Origin of the sequence: Pseudomonas sp. HN8-3 (genome assembly GCF_020790195.1) — a bacterium.
Lineage (GTDB): Bacteria > Pseudomonadota > Gammaproteobacteria > Pseudomonadales > Pseudomonadaceae > Aquipseudomonas > Aquipseudomonas synxantha_A.
In genome coordinates, this window is sequence record NZ_CP086206.1 from 767,246 (window position 1) to 783,242 (window position 15,997).

At 59.7% G+C, this 15,997-nt stretch carries 15 protein-coding genes and 1 rRNA gene; 9 read left to right on the forward strand and 7 right to left on the reverse strand.

Going from position 1 to position 15,997, the window contains the following annotated elements; genetic code table 11:
* Positions 1-86 precede the first annotated feature (86 nt).
* The 4 genes from rrf to LJX92_RS03325 all read left to right on the forward strand — a co-directional run bounded on the left by rrf (position 87) and on the right by LJX92_RS03325 (position 3,948).
* Positions 87-202: ribosomal RNA gene (gene rrf, locus LJX92_RS03310) — 5S ribosomal RNA — on the forward strand.
* A gap of 180 nt (positions 203-382) precedes the next feature.
* Positions 383-1,042 carry a paraquat-inducible protein A gene (locus tag LJX92_RS03315; protein ID WP_032878058.1) on the forward strand — a complete coding sequence of 220 codons (660 nt, stop codon included), beginning with the start codon at positions 383-385 and terminating at the stop codon, positions 1,040-1,042.
* Complete coding sequence (locus tag LJX92_RS03320; RefSeq protein WP_032878056.1) at positions 1,029-1,652, forward strand: paraquat-inducible protein A; 624 nt, start codon at positions 1,029-1,031, stop codon at positions 1,650-1,652. The genes LJX92_RS03315 and LJX92_RS03320 overlap by 14 nt, the downstream gene beginning before the upstream one ends.
* Positions 1,645-3,948, forward strand: a complete 2,304-nt coding sequence (locus LJX92_RS03325) for a PqiB family protein (RefSeq protein ID WP_078820210.1) — start codon at positions 1,645-1,647, stop codon at positions 3,946-3,948. The genes LJX92_RS03320 and LJX92_RS03325 overlap by 8 nt, the downstream gene beginning before the upstream one ends.
* A 186-nt stretch (positions 3,949-4,134) precedes the next feature.
* Here the strand turns inward: LJX92_RS03325 and mksF are convergent, their stop codons facing one another.
* The 3 genes from mksF to mksB are packed head-to-tail and all read right to left on the reverse strand — an operon-like array spanning position 4,135 to position 8,946.
* The gene (mksF, locus tag LJX92_RS03330) at positions 4,135-6,975 is read right to left on the reverse strand and encodes an Mks condensin complex protein MksF (protein ID WP_005784503.1); all 2,841 of its coding nucleotides are present in this window, start codon (positions 6,973-6,975) and stop codon (positions 4,135-4,137) included.
* Positions 6,972-7,679, reverse strand: a complete 708-nt coding sequence (mksE, locus tag LJX92_RS03335) for an Mks condensin complex protein MksE (protein ID WP_032878054.1) — start codon at positions 7,677-7,679, stop codon at positions 6,972-6,974. The genes mksF and mksE overlap by 4 nt, the downstream gene beginning before the upstream one ends.
* Entirely contained in the window at positions 7,669-8,946 is a 1,278-nt protein-coding gene (gene mksB, locus LJX92_RS03340; RefSeq protein WP_228309308.1) for an Mks condensin complex protein MksB, read from the reverse strand. The genes mksE and mksB overlap by 11 nt, the downstream gene beginning before the upstream one ends.
* Positions 8,947-9,133: 187 nt before the next feature.
* Here mksB and LJX92_RS03345 point away from each other — a divergent pair, with 187 nt between their 5' ends.
* Entirely contained in the window at positions 9,134-9,880 is a 747-nt protein-coding gene (locus LJX92_RS03345; RefSeq protein WP_050549356.1) for a hypothetical protein, read from the forward strand.
* Positions 9,873-10,325: a ribosomal protein S18-alanine N-acetyltransferase gene (rimI, locus tag LJX92_RS03350; protein WP_003188286.1), complete on the forward strand. Its 453-nt coding sequence runs from the start codon at positions 9,873-9,875 to the stop codon at positions 10,323-10,325. The genes LJX92_RS03345 and rimI overlap by 8 nt, the downstream gene beginning before the upstream one ends.
* A 58-nt stretch (positions 10,326-10,383) precedes the next feature.
* Here the strand turns inward: rimI and LJX92_RS03355 are convergent, their stop codons facing one another.
* Positions 10,384-10,788 carry a hypothetical protein gene (locus LJX92_RS03355; RefSeq protein WP_032878051.1) on the reverse strand — a complete coding sequence of 135 codons (405 nt, stop codon included), beginning with the start codon at positions 10,786-10,788 and terminating at the stop codon, positions 10,384-10,386.
* Between the two features lie 139 nt (positions 10,789-10,927).
* Here LJX92_RS03355 and can point away from each other — a divergent pair, with 139 nt between their 5' ends.
* Entirely contained in the window at positions 10,928-11,572 is a 645-nt protein-coding gene (gene can / locus LJX92_RS03360) for a carbonate dehydratase (RefSeq protein ID WP_005784518.1), read from the forward strand.
* On the opposite strand, the gene LJX92_RS03365 is transcribed toward can, so the two are convergent.
* The 3 genes from LJX92_RS03365 to acpA all read right to left on the reverse strand — a co-directional run bounded on the left by LJX92_RS03365 (position 11,569) and on the right by acpA (position 15,211).
* Positions 11,569-12,084, reverse strand: a complete 516-nt coding sequence (locus LJX92_RS03365; RefSeq protein WP_032878050.1) for a hypothetical protein — start codon at positions 12,082-12,084, stop codon at positions 11,569-11,571. The genes can and LJX92_RS03365 overlap by 4 nt on opposite strands.
* 137 nt (positions 12,085-12,221) lie before the next feature.
* A complete protein-coding gene (locus LJX92_RS03370; protein ID WP_103734686.1) occupies positions 12,222-13,391 on the reverse strand; it encodes a hypothetical protein in 1,170 nt (389 codons plus the stop codon).
* Positions 13,392-13,510: 119 nt separating this feature from the next.
* Entirely contained in the window at positions 13,511-15,211 is a 1,701-nt protein-coding gene (acpA, locus tag LJX92_RS03375; protein WP_228309309.1) for an acid phosphatase, read from the reverse strand.
* Between the two features lie 157 nt (positions 15,212-15,368).
* On the opposite strand from acpA, the gene LJX92_RS03380 reads away from it, so the two are divergent.
* Entirely contained in the window at positions 15,369-15,659 is a 291-nt protein-coding gene (locus LJX92_RS03380) for a nucleotidyltransferase family protein (protein WP_078820214.1), read from the forward strand.
* Positions 15,656-15,997, forward strand: coding sequence for a DUF86 domain-containing protein (locus tag LJX92_RS03385; protein ID WP_103734685.1), 342 nt, complete (start codon positions 15,656-15,658; stop codon positions 15,995-15,997). The genes LJX92_RS03380 and LJX92_RS03385 overlap by 4 nt, the downstream gene beginning before the upstream one ends.

Here is a 15,997-nt window from a genome sequence, read left to right on the forward strand (position 1 = left end):
GTTCGACGCTCACAAAACACCGAAAACTGTCACATACCCAATTTGCTGAAGCGAGACCAACTGGTCACGACTCAGTACCCGAATTTCTTGACGACCATAGAGCATTGGAACCACCTGATCCCATCCCGAACTCAGCAGTGAAACGATGCATCGCCGATGGTAGTGTGGGGTTTCCCCATGTGAGAGTAGGTCATCGTCAAGATTAAATTCCAGAACCCCTGTTTGCTAACGCAAACAGGGGTTTTGTTTTGGGCGGTCGAAAAGTGTCCACTCTATCCGCGCACGGCTGGCATCCCTCAATCGCCCGACAAAATTGCACAGTTATTTCCGAGCCAGAGCACTAGAATAGCCACCTAACTATTTTAGAGTCAGAGCCCTATCTATGCCCGATCCGGTTGATGCCGTTGAGGTGTCGGATTTACCACTGGACGACCTGGTGGCATGCCATGAGTGCGATTTGCTGATGCGCAAGCCAGCGCTCGCCCCTGGCGAAAAAGCCCAGTGCCCACGCTGTGGCTACGAGTTGTATGCTCACCGCCACAATGTGGTCGAGCGGAGCCTTGCTTTAGTACTTGCGGCCCTGCTGCTTTACATCCCGGCGAACTTTTTGCCCATCATGCAGCTCAATCTACTCGGGCAGTCCTCGGAGGACACCGTATGGAGCGGCGTTGTTGGCTTATTCGATACCGGTATGCAAGGCGTTGCTGCCGTTGTGTTCTTGTGCAGCATGGGGATCCCCTTGCTAAAGCTGCTCTGCCAATTGGCAGTGTTGCTCAGCATCCGCTGGAACATCGGTCGCAGTTACGGGCTGTTGTTGTACCGCATCTACCACCATATGAAGGATTGGGGGATGCTGGAGGTCTACTTGATGGGCGTACTGGTGGCAATCGTAAAGCTCGCCGACATGGCCTCCATCACGATCGGCCTGGGTCTGGTCTGCTTCGTCAGTTTATTAATGGTTCAAGTTCTGCTTGAGGTGGTGATGTCACCCCATCAGATCTGGCAAGCACTGTCAGGAGAGGATGACCATGCGGGCGATTGATGCAGGCATTCTGATTTGTACCGAATGCCATGAATTGAACAAGCAAGAAGCGGATACCGACGAGCAACTCTGTACCCGTTGCGGCGCGTTGATCCATGCGCGTCGCCCCAATAGCCTCACCCGTACCTGGGCATTGCTGATCACCGCAGCAATCTTGTATATCCCCGCCAACCTGTTGCCCATCATGACCGTCAACTCCCTCGGCCAAGGCGACCCGAGTACCATCATGGCGGGTGTGATCCAGCTGGTGCAGCACGGCATGTTTCCTATCGCCGCCGTGGTGTTCATCGCCAGTATTCTGGTGCCGACATTCAAGTTGGTAGGCATCGGCCTGTTGCTGTTCTCGGTGCAGCGTCACCAACCGCTGTCCGCGCAACAACGCATTGTGATGTACCGCTTTATCGAATTCATTGGCCGTTGGTCCATGCTGGATATCTTCGTGATCGCTATCCTGGTGGCGGTCGTTAACTTTGGGCGACTTGCCAGTGTCGAGGCCAATCTCGGCGCTGCAGCGTTCGCCAGTGTGGTGATCTTGACGATGCTTGCCGCAGTAACTTTCGATCCCCGACTGATTTGGGATAACACGGAGTCGGACGACGACCATGAGTGATTTGCCTAAAGCTAAAACCCGCCCGGCCTCCAATTGGTCGGCTATTTGGGTGTTGCCCCTGATTGCCCTGATCATCGGTGGCTGGCTGGGGTGGCGCGCCTACTCCCAGCAAGGTCTTGAGATTCAGGTTCGCTTTGAGAGCGGCGAGGGTATTCAAGTCAACAAGACTGAAGTGGTCTACAAAGGCATGACCGTCGGCAAGGTCAAGACCCTGGCCCTGGATGACGAAGGCAGCAATCGCGGGGTGATCGCCACCATCGAGATGAACAAGGACGTCGAACAATATCTCAAGACCAACACCCGCTTCTGGTTGGTCAAGCCCAGCGTCAGCCTCGCCGGCATCACTGGCCTGGAGACCCTGGTTTCGGGTAACTACATCGCCGCCAGCCCGGGCGATGGTGAGCCCACGCGCAAGTTCAAGGCGCTCTCTGAAGAACCACCGTTATCCGACGCCAAGCCGGGCCTGCACCTGACGCTCAAGGCCGACCGCCTGGGCTCGCTGAACCGTGGCAGTCCGGTGTTCTACAAGCAGATTCAGGTCGGCCAGGTCAAAAGCTATCTGTTGTCCGAAGACCAGAGCATCGTTGAGATCAAGGTTTATATCGAGCCGACCTACGCCAGCCTGGTGCGCAAGCACACGCGTTTCTGGAACGCCAGCGGCATCAGTATCGACGCCAACCTCTCCGGGGTGAAGGTGCGCAGCGAATCGCTTTCCAGCATTGTGGCCGGTGGTATCGCCTTCGCCACGCCTGAGAATCGCCAAGACAGCCCACCCACCGACCCGAGCCTGCCTTTTCGCCTGTACGAGGACTTCGATGCCGCCGCAGCCGGCATCAAGGTCAAGGTCAAACTCACCGATTTCGAAGGCCTCCAGGCCGGGCGTACCCCGGTCATGTACAAAGGCATCCAGGTTGGTAGCCTGAAAACCTTGAAGATCGACCCGGACCTGTCCAGCGCCAGCGCCGAGTTGACCCTTGATCCTTTGGCCGAAGACTACCTGGTCCAGGACACGCAATTCTGGGTGGTCAAGCCGTCCATCTCCCTGGCAGGCATCACCGGCCTGGAAGCACTGGTCAAAGGTAACTACATCGCGATCCGCCCGGGTGACAAAGGCACCCCGCCACAACGTGAGTATGTGGCCCGCGCCAAGGCGCCGCCGTTAGACCTGCGCTCCCCCGGCCTGCACATGGTGCTGCTCACCGACAATCTGGGCTCGCTGGATGTCGGCAGCCCGATTCTGTACAAACAGGTCAAGGTGGGTTCGGTGCAGAGCTACCAGTTTTCACGCAAGAAGAAGCAACTCGTGATCGGCGTTCATATCGAGAAAGAGTATGAAGGCCTGGTCAACGGCTCGACACGTTTCTGGAACGCCAGCGGTGTCACTCTCACTGGTGGGCTCACCGGTGGCATCCAGGTCAAAAGCGAATCCCTGGCCAGCCTGATGGCCGGTGGTATCGCCTTCGAAACACCGGAGCCCAACGTTCCCCTGAAGCACCGTATCCCGCGCTTCCGTTTGTTCACCGACCGTGACGCCGCGAATCAGCATGGCACCCTGGTGACGATCAAGGTCGATCGTGCCGACGGCCTGCGCCCCGGTACAGCCGTACGCTTCAAAGGCCTCGATGTTGGCAAGGTCGAGAGCGTCGACCTCAGCGCCGACATGCAGTCCGTATTGCTGCGCGCCCGTATTACTCAGGTGGCTGATCGTATCGCCCGCGCAGGCAGCCAGTTCTGGGTGGTCAAGCCGGAGCTGGGCCTGATGAAGACCTCCAATCTTGAAACCCTGGTCACCGGGCAATACATCGAGGTGCAGCCTGCGGTGAAAAATGCCGGGCCGCAAAAAAACTTTGTTGCACTGGATCAGCCGCCGGAGGCTGTCCATCAGGAGCAAGGCCTGAGCCTGACACTCAGCGCCGCTCGCCGTGGTTCGCTCAAAGAAGGCGTGCCGGTCACTTACCGTGAAGTCACCGTGGGCAAGGTCACCGGCTATGAACTGGGCCAGACCGCCGACCGTGTGTTGGTGCATATCCTGATCGAGCCCAAGTACGCACCCCTGGTACGCAGTGGCAGTCGCTTCTGGAACACCAGCGGCTTCGGTCTCGACTTCGGCCTGTTCAAGGGCGCGACGGTGCGCACCGAGTCCCTGGAGACCTTGGTGGCCGGCGGTATCGCCTTTGCCACGCCGGATGGCGAACGCATGGGCAACCCGGCACGGCCACAGCAGACCTTCCCGTTGTTCGATAAGTTTGAAGATGAGTGGCTGACCTGGGCGCCCAAGATTCCCCTCGGTAAATAAACCGATGCGCGGCCTTCGCGAGCAAGCCCGGCTCCCACAGGGATATGCATTTTCAGCAAGTATGCATTCCAACTGTGGGAGCCGGGCTTGCCCGCGATGAGGCCCACAAACACACCGCAAATCCCAAGCCGAAAAAAAGGCCGCGATCCAAAAGATCGCGGCCTTTTTGCATGTCAGCGCAACGCGTCAGACCTCATCCAGCTCCGGCTCATCGGCTTGCACATTCATCGTCGCCTTCACCACATCATGGCGACGGATGTATTTCCAGTCCGCCTCATCAATGTAGATTCCGTTCGGCCCGCTGCCGCCTTCCAGGTCGATCGCCACCTGGGCGGAGACCTGCGGCTTCACACTGGCCAGGATCGGCACGAAGCCCAGTTGCAAGCTGGTTTCCAGCAAGGCAGCCTGGTTCTTCTCATCAATGTCTGCAGCCTCATCGAGGTAATACGGCAAACGCACACGGCCGGCCTGGTCACGGTCCATCAAGTGCAACAACAAGTACATGTTGGTCAGCGCCTTGATGGTCATGGTGGTGCCGTTGGACGCGGCGCCATCGATGTCGGTATGAATCACCGGCTGACCGTGCACCTTGGTGATCTCGAACGCCAGTTCGAACAAGTCCTTGAGGCCCAGCTGGTTATGGTTGGCCGCAACGAGGCGCGCCAGGTATTCCTTGGCCTCTTCGTTCTTGTTGTCCTGCTCGGCGCTCTGGCTGAGGTCGAACACCGACAGCGTTTCGCCTTCTTCATACTGGCCAGCACTGTGGATGATCTGGTCGATATGCTTGAGGGCTTCCTTGTTCGGCGCCAGCACGATGCGAAAACTCTGCAGGTTGGAGACCTGGCGTTTGTTGATCTCGCGGTTGAATAACGCCAACTGGTGTTCAAGGCTGTCGTAGTCGCTACGGATATTGCGCAGGGTACGGGCAATATCGGTCACCGCTGCTCGGCGTGCCTTCCCCAGCGTCAACGCCTCATCGGTGCGGTGCGCGTAAGCGTTGATCAGCAGCTGCAGGCGACGCTCCATGTCATCTTCGCTGTCGAACTTGGCCACACCCTTGAGGCGCACCTGAGCGTACAGGGCTTCGATCTGGCCGTCGGCGCGCAGCAAGCCCTGCCAGCTATCCTGGTAGTCATTGAGCAGTGGCAGCAAGTTGTCCATGGAGTCGTCGACCGGGTCCATGAACGGCGTGCCGAACGGCAGGTCCGCCGGCAACAGCTGACGACGACGCAACGCATCATCCAGCGTGCGTTGCTTGGCTTCCATATCGCCGATCTGGCGGCCGACCAGTTGCAGCTTGGCCGATAATTGCTGGACGCGCTCGGTAAAGGCATCGCTGGAGCGCTTCAGCTCATCCTGGGCGGCTTCCATCTGCGCCAGGTTTTCCAGCTTCTCGCCTTCTTCTGCACTTAGGGTCTGGGTGCGGCGGAAATCTTCCAATGCCTTCTGAGCATCCAGCACCTGCTGATACAGCGCTTCGGTCTGGGTCTTGCTCGCCGCGCGGTCGGAAGCTACGGCCTGCTGGGTTTTGAGTTGCTTGAGTTCTTTTTCCAGGCGCTCCTTCTGGTCGCGCAATGCGGCGCGGTCGGCCAGGGCCTGCAACGCAGGCGGCTCGATGTGCGAGATGTCGATGGACAGCCCCGGCACTTCAAAGCGCTCGCCTTTGAAGCCATCGAGAATCTGCTCCAGGGATTTGACCCACTGGCCGTCCTCATCCAGCGTGATGCCGTGCTCACCCAGAGGCAGGCTGAACAACGAGCTGTTGAACAGGCGCATCAGACGTTCGACATCCTGTTGCGAGAACTCCTCGCGCAGCTTGGCATAGCTGTTGTTGTCGGCGTGATCGAGTTGCTGCCTGACCGACTTCAAGCGCTTTTCCAGGTCGCGCAGACGCTCGTCCAGGTCCTCGGCGCTGAACTGTCGCGACTGCGCCAATGCGCCCGCCAGTTCATCGTGGGCGTCCTTGGCGGCGAGCAACTGTTGCTCCAGCACCTTGACGTCATCCACCAGGGCAAAGCGATGCTTGAGTACCGACAGCTCGCCCAGCCAACGCTGGATACCGCTGATCTCCCGCTCCAGACGCATCAGTTCCTGAGTACCGCCACGCTGGTCGTTCTGCAGCGCGTCCTGCTCGTTGCGGTAGTGCTCGGCCTGGATGGTCAGCTCTTCCTTGCGCGCACTGGCGTAGTCCGACCAGGTGCCCAGCAACGAATCCAGCAGCGGTGACAGGCGATGCAGTTTGCCGCGCAAGGCGTCGCGTTGTTTCACGCCATTGGCCAACGCCTCGACCAACGGCCCGGCAGCCACCAGCGAGTTGTAGTCCTGCTCCATGCGTCGCACATCACGGAAGGCTTCTTCGCACGCAGCGATGTAGTCGACACTGCCTGAACGCAAGCTGTGTTCGAACGCGTCGAGGAACAGTTGCTTGAGCTTGGCGGCGGTGATTTCGCGCATGTGCAGCAGGTTGATAAACAACGCACGGAACGTCTTCAAGCTCTGTTCGCTGGTGGAGCGCAGCGGGATCAGGGTCAGGTCCAGCGGGATCGACGTATGGCCGCCCACCAGCAAGCGCCGCAGTTCATCAGGCTTGAGTTCGTAGGCTTTGAGGCCCTCGCGCTCAAGGTTGGTAAACAGCTCTTTCTGACGCAGACAGGTGTCGTTTTTCTGGTAGTGAGCCAGGTCCAGCTTGCCCGCATAGGCAAAGAACTGGTGACCGAAACCGCCGCCCGGCCCGCGTCCGACCACGCCGATGACGTGCGGGCCGTGGGGCAGGGAGACTTCTACCAGGATGTAGCTGGTATCGGTGGCAAAGTAGAAGCGCCGCGATTGTTCCAGCGTGTACTTGCCGAAACTCATGTCCGACATGCGCGCCAGGATCGGGAACTGCAAGGCGTTGATGGATGCGGATTTACCCAGGTTGTTCGCGCCGTACACCGACAGCGGCTCTTCCAGCGGGAACAAGCCCAGGCTGTAACCGGCGGTGTTCAATAGGGCGAAGCGGCGGATGCCGTAACGTTCCTTACTCATACGTCGGTTTCCTGTTCTTCGGCAATGGCTCGGGCCAGGGCGTCTTCTTCGCTTTCCTCATCGAAGGCGCTAAGGTCCAGCGGGTCATCGGTCTTCAGCAGTTTTTCATCGCTGTCTTCGTCGATGATCACTGGCACCGGCAGCGGCAATACGCTGTGCACGCTGGCGGCGAGGTCGCGGTCCTGTTGCACCGACAGGCACACGTCGAGGAAACGGTGCATTGGTGGCAGGAAGCGGTAGATACCGTTGTCTTCGCTGGCAAAACCGAGTTGGGTCATGCGACGCATGATTTTTTCTTCGAGCTCTTCCTGGGTCTGCACTTCGGCCTGGATAAACAGGTCGCGGTACTTCTCCAGCAACGAAGGCAATTCGTCGCGCCCCAGGCTGCCGCCGTCGAGCACGGCAACCGGGTCGCGGCCCTGGTCGGCTAGGTGCTCGACGAGAATGAAGGTAAACAAGGCCAGGCGCTGGGCGGTCTTGTTGACCTGCGCGGCAGCCACGGCGGTGTCCGGGACAAAGTAGTAGAAACCGCGGGTATCGCATACCAGCTCAAAGCCCAAGGCCTTGAACAGCGTGCGGTACTGGTCCTGGAAGTTCGACAGCTGCGCGTACAGCTCCGGGTCGCGGCGGCTGACGTGGTAACCCTTGAACAGCTCGCGAAAAATCGGCGCCAGCTGGGACAGTTCGGATAGATCAAGATGCATAAGGGGTGCTCGCAGAATTCTCGGTGGCGTCAACGCCGGCCGGGAGCAGGGCGAAGGAGCGCAGGCTGACCTGATGCTCGTGGGTGTGGTAATCGCGACGTTCCAGGCGCTCGCGCTTGAAGCGTCTTTCCCGGGACAGGCGTGAAAACCAGTACAGCAATTCGTCGGTGGCGCCGTCGGGCTCCTGTTCCAGCAGCCAGGTCATCAGGTCCGGCATCGGCAGGGCGTCTTCGCAGCGCTCGAGCATTTCCTTGACCGTACGCGGCGCGCGCGGGGCTTCGCCCTTGTGGGATTTGTGCGCCTTGGGGAATCGCGCCGGTTTCGGCTCGAAATTGGCCAGGGCATACACATAAGCCTCGACCTGGCTGGCGCTGCCCAGGAAGGTGCTTTGCGGTCGGGTGAACATCGGCATCGCCGCTTGCGGCACCGCGTCCAGGCCTTTACGGCGAATCGCCGACAAGGCTAGCGCAGCGCCGCGAGTCACTGCGTTATGCCGGCGTGCTTCTTCGCGCAGCGGCAACAGCAGCTCGCGCGCATGGCGCAAGGTCAACTGGGCGCTGGTCTGCATTTCGAGGATGCGCGCGTGAGTGCGCAGCAGCATGTCGTCGTCCACCAGGTGGCCAAGACGCTGTTGCTCGGTGAGCATGCGCAGCAGCACGTTTTCCACCTTGCGCACGCCTTGCTCGAAGGCGCCGTCAGCGTTCACCAGCTGAATCATCGGCTCGACGTATTCGTCCCAGGTTGCCAACACCTCGGCGTAGCGCTGGCGCAACGGGATCTGGCGGTCGCTGGTCTTGGCGCGATCGGCCACGGCGGCGAGGGCCTGTTCGTCGTTGGCAAGTTTTTTCAGCACGTCGCGCACGCGCATATCCAGCAAGCGCAGTTGCCGGGCCAGGTCATGGCCGTCGCGGATGTCGAAGGCGTCCTGGATATAACCGGCCAGGCGCTCAAGGTGGCGCAGGTAGGCTTCGATTTCCAGGCACAGGCCAAGCCGGTGCTCCTTGCGAAGATAAGCGAGGAAGTCGTGGATCTGCGCGTTGAGCTCGAAACGGTTCGGGCTCTTGGCGACAGGTACCAGGATATCCAGGCGAATCCACACGTCCAGCAGGCTGGTAATGTCCTGGGGCGTGCTGTCCAGTTGTTGGGCGGCCAATTGTGCGCGCAGCTCGCTCAGGCTCAGGGTGCCTTGGTCGAAGTGTTCGCACAGAGGCTCAAGTAAGGCCCAGTGTTCGGCGAGGGCGCGCAGGACGCGCTTGGGTTCGATCATGGGAATGGCCGGCTGGTTGGCGATTAAAAGTCGCGATTGTACTGCATCAGGCGCGGGATTTATCCACAGCCGGTCAGTGCGCAGTGGGCGATTGTTGCCGAACAGCGGTAGAATCCCCGCTCTTTACTTATCCACAAGTGGCCGAGCTGTGCTTATCGAGTCCCGACGTCGCGCTTACTTGACCGCCATGCAGGTGGTCAACTGGCTGCCCCGCACCGAACTGCCGTTTGCCGCGCCGTCGCGGCCCGAGTTGTTGCAGGCGCTTGAGCCCTATGAGGCGTTCGAGTCGTCGGGGGAAGAGGCTGCCGCGCCCGTGGCGGTGGTCAAGCCCCCAGTCGAAACACGCCCGGTGGTCGAACGGGCAAAGATCGAAGTGCCACGCCCTGCGCCGGTGACCAAGGCTGCCAAGGTGGTGGAGGAGGCCGCGCCGGTGGTCAAGGCACCGGTAGTGCCGCCGCCCCGCTTTGCCCTGCAATTGCTGCGGGCCGGGCGTTGCCTGTTGCTGGTGGAACTGCCAACCGGCGAGCGCTTCCAGTCGCGCGACCCGGCCTACCTGCTGCTCAAGGACATGCTGCGCGCCGCCGGCCTGCCCGACAGCCCGCAAATCATCGGTGAGCCTGTGCGCTGGCCGCTGCTGGTACGCGGCACCATGGACCAGGGCCCGGAAGCTGCGCGGGATTTTGTCCAGGGCTTTGTCTCGGCGCGTCTGGAAGACGAACCCTGCGTGTGCCTGTGGCTGATCGGCTTGCCTGCCGTGCGGTTTGCCGGTGAAGCCAATGCCGAGGCCTGGTACCGCGAACTGCAGGTCGACAGCCTGGGTTCGGTATGGGCCCTGCCGGGTCTGGAATTATTAATGGAAGAGCCACAGCGTAAGGCTGATGTCTGGCAAGCCATGCGCCGGCTGATGGCGCGCTGGAAAACAACTGATGAGTGAGGCTTTATCCTTCCGCCCGATGACCGAGGCCGACCTCGACGCGGTGCTGAAAATCGAATACGCAGCGTTCAGCCATCCCTGGACGCGAGGGATCTTTCTCGACGGGCTGGGCAAGTACCAGATATGGCTGATGTTCGAAGGCGAGCAGCAAGTGGGCCATGGGGTGGTGCAGATCATTCTCGATGAGGCGCATTTGCTGAACATTACCGTCAAGCCGGAAAACCAGGGGCGCGGATTGGGTCTGGCGCTGCTGGAACACCTGATGTCCCGTGCCTACGCGGCCAACGCGCGGGAATGCTTCCTGGAAGTGCGGGACAGCAATACCGGGGCTTTTCGGTTATATGAGCGCTATGGCTTCAATGAGATTGGCCGTCGCCGGGATTATTACCCTGCTGTGGGTGGTCGCGAAGACGCGGTCGTCATGGCTTGCACCCTCGTCGACTAAATACCGGAACCAATGTGGGAGGGAGCAAGCCCCCTCCCACATTTTGAGCTGCGTTGTGTCAGCGTTTGCCGTTGAGCGGGTCCAGATCGGCCAGTTCGGCCTCATCCAGGCCATTTCCGCCACCAATATCCTCTTCACCAACAACACTCAGATCGTAGTCCGCCGGGCTGTCTTCTCCTTCCTCCCGAGCATCTCTGGCACCGTCCTCGTGAATCAGCGTTTCCGGGCTCATATCATCATCGGTTGATTCATGATCAGCGGTCGAGGCCCCGGTCATCCCGGCCTCTCGTACCCGTTCGTCGGGCATCAGCTGCTCGCGCTCGCCACGCGGGATTTCATCGCCGATTTCCGCTGTCTGGTCCTCTTCGTCAAAATCCAGCTCGCGCATCGAACCCATGCGGTCTTCGTTGTCGTCGATCGGTTCCGGCTGGGTTGCGCCGTAGGGACGTCGTGATTCAGTCATGGCCAATCCTCATACTGTGGGGCTTATAGTGTGTGGACAGGCGCTGAGCCCCAAAGATTCAAGCTAATTTGCGCCAGGCGTGACCCGGACGAGGGGTTGTCAGTCACAAAACTGCGCATCATTCCTGAGGCTTTCCCTGATGAACGAACTACAAGACCTGCTTGATAACAACGAACGCTGGGCGGATGCGATCAAACAGGAAGATCCCGAATTCTTCGCCAAGCTCGCCCGCCAGCAAACCCCGGAATACCTGTGGATCGGTTGCTCCGACGCGCGGGTGCCGGCCAATGAGATCGTCGGCATGTTGCCCGGTGATCTGTTCGTGCACCGCAACGTGGCTAACGTGGTGCTGCACACCGACCTCAATTGCCTGTCGGTGATTCAGTACGCGGTGGACGTGCTCAAGGTCAAACACATCCTCGTCACCGGCCACTATGGCTGCGGCGGCGTGCGTGCGTCGATGCAGGACCGCCAGTTCGGCCTGATCGACGGCTGGCTGCGCACTATTCGTGATCTCTACTACGAGAACCGCGAACTGCTGGCTCAACTGCCAACTGAAGAAGAACGCGTCGACCGCATGTGTGAACTCAATGTGATCCAGCAGGTGGCCAATGTCGGTCACACCAGCATTGTGCAAAATGCCTGGCACCGTGGGCAGAGCCTGTCGATCCATGGCTGCATCTACGGCATCAAGGACGGTCGCTGGAAGAGCTTGAACACCACCATCAGTGGCTTCGAGCAACTGCCGCCGCAGTATCGCCTGCGTCCGTTGGGCGAAGCCTAGGACCTTTTGTTTTCGCGCCACCAGGCCAGGCCTTGGGCGTTCAACGGCTCTTTGCTGCCGGTGATCCAGCCCCGGCAGTTCAGCTCGCCGCAATGGCAAGCGAACTGCCGGTAAAGCGCGTCTTCAGTAATGGCGTAATCCAGGGTCAGCAGGCTGCCTGCGGTAATGGTGTTCAGGGTCCATAGTTCCATGTACGTGGTGTCCAGGAGCACGTTCGGCTTGCAGGAGTGCCGTATCAGGCCGCAGAACCATCTATCGTACAAGTGAATACGCGGCGACAGTTGCAGCGTATGCGCCCGGCGCTCGCTGACTGCGTAGCCTGAAACCAGAGCGATGCGTACTCGACTGTCAAAGTCGATGCGAGCCTTGATGCCACCCCGCTTGCCATTAGGGTATCGCACGACCTTGAATTGTGCGGTCGAGGGGTAACCCTGTTCCACCTGCAGCGTCTCAAAGGGGTAGAGGCAGTCATTCACTGCCGTTTTAGCCTTATCCATGGCTTGAGTCTTCATCACTCTCCTGAATTGGGCTGCATGGATCTGGGGTGTTCTGACTGCCAGTCTTGCAGCAAGTGGGCGCAAGCCAAGACTCGCCGAAGTTGAAGCCGGTTTCTACTGTCAGATCTGACAGTAGAAACCGCGGGTTCGCGTTAAAGCGCGGGAGAGGTAACAGTGGGGGGCGGCGCGGCGTTTTTCAGCTGCTTCAATTGCGCCTTGATAGGCGGTGTGGCGCACTTGGTATTGGCCTGCTCCGGGGTCAGGTTGCGCACCGAGGTGAAGAACAGCTCACAGGTCTGCTCCTTGCGTGTGACCTGCCAGGTATTCAAGCAGGCTTTGAGCAACACATTCGCATCGCTGGCGGGTTTCTGGCCCATGCCCGCTTGCCAGCAGGCCGCGCTTAAATCCTGCCCCATTACTTTCAATCCGGCCTCGTCGGCCTTTTGTTCATCGCCGTCATAGCTTGCCGGGTCCGCCGCGTACCAGATGTAGCTGGGGTGGTTGGCGCCCAGCACTGACACGCTCGTGCCTGGTGTCGGGCTGATCTGGGTCAGCTCCAGCACGCCGACGTTCTGACCGTATTGTTGCTTGAGCCAACTGCGCACCGGCGCGCCGAACGCCACCATCGGCAGCGAGCCGTTGGCGTGCAGGCTCAGTTCCTTGACCATGCGGGTCTGGTAGTCGGTGAAGTAGCTGTAGACGCTCTCGAGATCCTTGCCTGCGTTGGACGGTGCGGCGATGGGCGCGATATCGATGATGGTCTGGTAAGCCGGTGTCTCGCTGGCCGGGATGCCGTTGTCGGTAAGCAAGGCCGCCCAGCGGTCAGTGGTGGCCGACTCCAGGTAGTCCTGGGCCTGGGTGAGCGAGTAGTCCGGAGGAAAGTGCAGCAGTTCGATGCTCTTGCGGTTCTCCAGGGCCATGCCCAGCGGCAGGAACAGGTACCAGTTATAAGCCCACTTGCCATCGCTGTTGAGCCGGCTGGCACCCTGATAAGCGAGGTCGGCGGTACTGAGCAAGGTGGTCAGGGACTGGCCGTAGGTGTCCGGTACGCCGCTGAAATTCGCCCAGACCTGGCCATCGTGGGTTTTCACACTGACCCTGGCGCGGCTGTAGCCGTCACGCTGCAGGCTCTGGTTCAAGTAGTGCTCAGCGGTCTGCTCCAGCGTCCATGGCCGAAAGCAGATCACGTTGCAGTTATTGGGAAATGCGAATAACTGGGTGACGCGCTGCGTACTGCCCAGAGGCACCTCGATGTCGGCCTGTACGACCGCACTCACCAGCAGTGCGGCGAGGGTGAAGGACAGCCTGGTCGTTTTAAACATAGTTGGTTCCTTGTCAGCGACGCCCGTCTGCGCGGGATAAAAGCCCACCTGCACACAGTAGCGGCTGACCGGGAAAATCGCGTGTTAAATCGCCTGGCATGTCGTTATTGGATAAGCCTCTACGGGTGAAATTGCAAAGCGTTGGTCAGGTCGCCCATGGGCTTCTGGCCGCGGGCGATCATCGCGTCGTCACGCTGCTTGAGGCCGTCCAGAGTCTCCAATTGGAACACTCGGGTGATCAAACGCAGGATCGATGCAGTGTCGTACACCGTGTGGTCAACCGTGCCTTTGCGCGCAAACGGCGACACCACCAGGGCCGGCACCCGCGTGCCCGGGCCCCAGCGGTCACCCTTGGGCGGCGCGACATGGTCCCACCAACCGCCGTTTTCATCGACGGTGACCACCACCACCATGTTTTTCCACTGCGGGCTCTCTTGCAGCACTTTCAGGGCGCGGGCGATATGGCGGTCGCCCGAGGCCACATCGGCATAACCGGCGTGCATGTTCAGGTTGCCCTGGGGTTTGTAGAAACTCACGGCCGGCAGCTTGCCGGCCTGGACATCTGCGAAGAACTTGTTCGTGCTTGATTCATCCCCCAAGCCGCCGTCGCGCAGGCGTTTATCACGTTCCGCACGGTTTTGCGGACCTTGCTGCTTGAAGTAGTTGAACGGCTGGTGGTGGTACTGGAAGTTCGGGATCTTGGGGATCCCGCCCGAATCCTTGAACTGCTCCAGAGTGGCCTGCCACGCGCCGGCATACCAGGCCCAGTCAACGTTCTTTTTCGACAGCTTGTCGCCAATGTGCTCGTGGGTTTGCGGCACCAGCACATTGGGCAGGTCAGGCTTTGAGTAATCCGGGTTTTGCGGGTCGCGAATCCAGGTGGGCCAATACGGCGGGGCCAGGGTGTTTACGGCGTAACCGTCCGGGGTCAGCGCGCTGGGGCCGAACTGCGGCGGGCCGGTCATGGCGCTGGCCGGGGACGCGTCCAGCGGCTTGAGGCGCGTGTCGGTGGGGTCATCACTTTGCAGCGTGGCGATCTGCGCCTTGGCCACCGATTGCGCGGCATTGGGATAAACCGGCGCCGTGGCGCTGATCAGGTAGTGGTGGTTAAGAAACGAGCCGCCAAATGCGCCCTGGAAAAAGTTATCGCAGAGCACAAACTCCCTGGCAACGTCCCACAGGCGCAGAGAATAACGACTTTGGGCGTAATGGCCCATCACCAGGCCCCCGGCATCGCCCCAGGCGACAAAACCGTCGTTCTTGCCGCCGTTGATCTGCATCTGGTTTTGATAGAACACATGCCACAGGTCGCGGGTTACCAAGCTCAATGGCAGGTCTTCGGCGTTCGGGCCCTTGAGGGCAAACGGTGCGTTGGAAAGGTTTTCCTGGAATTGCACACCGCTGGGGTAGGTCACCCCGTCGACCGTTTGCGGGCCTACTTGCAACACACCGCCCCATGTGGGCGGCAGGCTGGCCAGCACACTACCGTCGCGGTCGCGCTGCCGGGTGTCAGTGGCGGATAACGCCGACAGTGGTTTTTCAAGCCCGGGGAAATCGGCAAACAGGTTGTTGAAGCTGCGGTTCTCGGCGTAGATCACCACCACGGTTTTAACCTGGTCGCTCAAGGCCTTGTCCAGTTCCTGGGGCGTGAGCGGCCTGGCTACCGGTGTGCTCGGCGCTTCGCTGGTATGGCCGCAGGCACTCAAAGTCGCGCCTACCCCCAACACCGCCGCACCGCCGAGGAAGCGCCGACGGCTGGTGTCGACCGGCGTTTTGGGGGCGGAGTCGGGGGTAGGGCGGTCGTTGTGCTCGTCACTCATTGCGGGGGGAGTCCTTGGCGAGATGTTGCAAGATATTTCGCAGGACGGTAGCAATGGAATGTGACGGAACGAAGACACACATGTGATGTGCGGGGCGTGTCTACACAGAGTAAGCGCTGCTAGACTGGGCTTCTAATGCACACCATCGAGGTGAGTCGTGAAACCTTCAACTGCACTTGATCTACAACGAGCAGCTGTCAGAGAAGTGATAGGACGTTTCCAAATATCAAACCCGAGAGTATTTGGGTCTGTATTAACGGGTACCGACCAAGAAGGCAGTGATCTTGATTTGTTGGTTGATGTGCCACCGGGGACAACTCTTTTTGATCTTGGCGGGTTGCAGGTCGAGCTTGAGGACTTGTTAGGCGTCAATGTCGACCTGTTGACGCCTGGCGACTTGCCTTTGAAATTTCGCGCCAAGGTGTTGGCTGAGGCCCGTCCTGTATGACAGAAAATCGCTTAGGGGATTATCTGGAGCACATAAGGCAAGCTGCCACTGACGCTATCACTTTTGTAGAGGGCTTGAGCAAAGAAGAGTTTTTGGAGGACCGGCGAACACAACAAGCTGTGGTCATGAGCCTGATCATCGTTGGTGAAGCGTCGACGAAAATCATGGATCAGCATCCGGACTTCGCGGCACGCCATTCACATATTCCTTGGCGCAATATGCGAGCGATGCGCAACCGAATCGCTCATGGTTACTTCGATATCAACTTGGATGTTGTTTGGGACACGATACAGAGTGCATTACCTGATCTATTGGCACGCCTTCCTGTAAATCCTTGA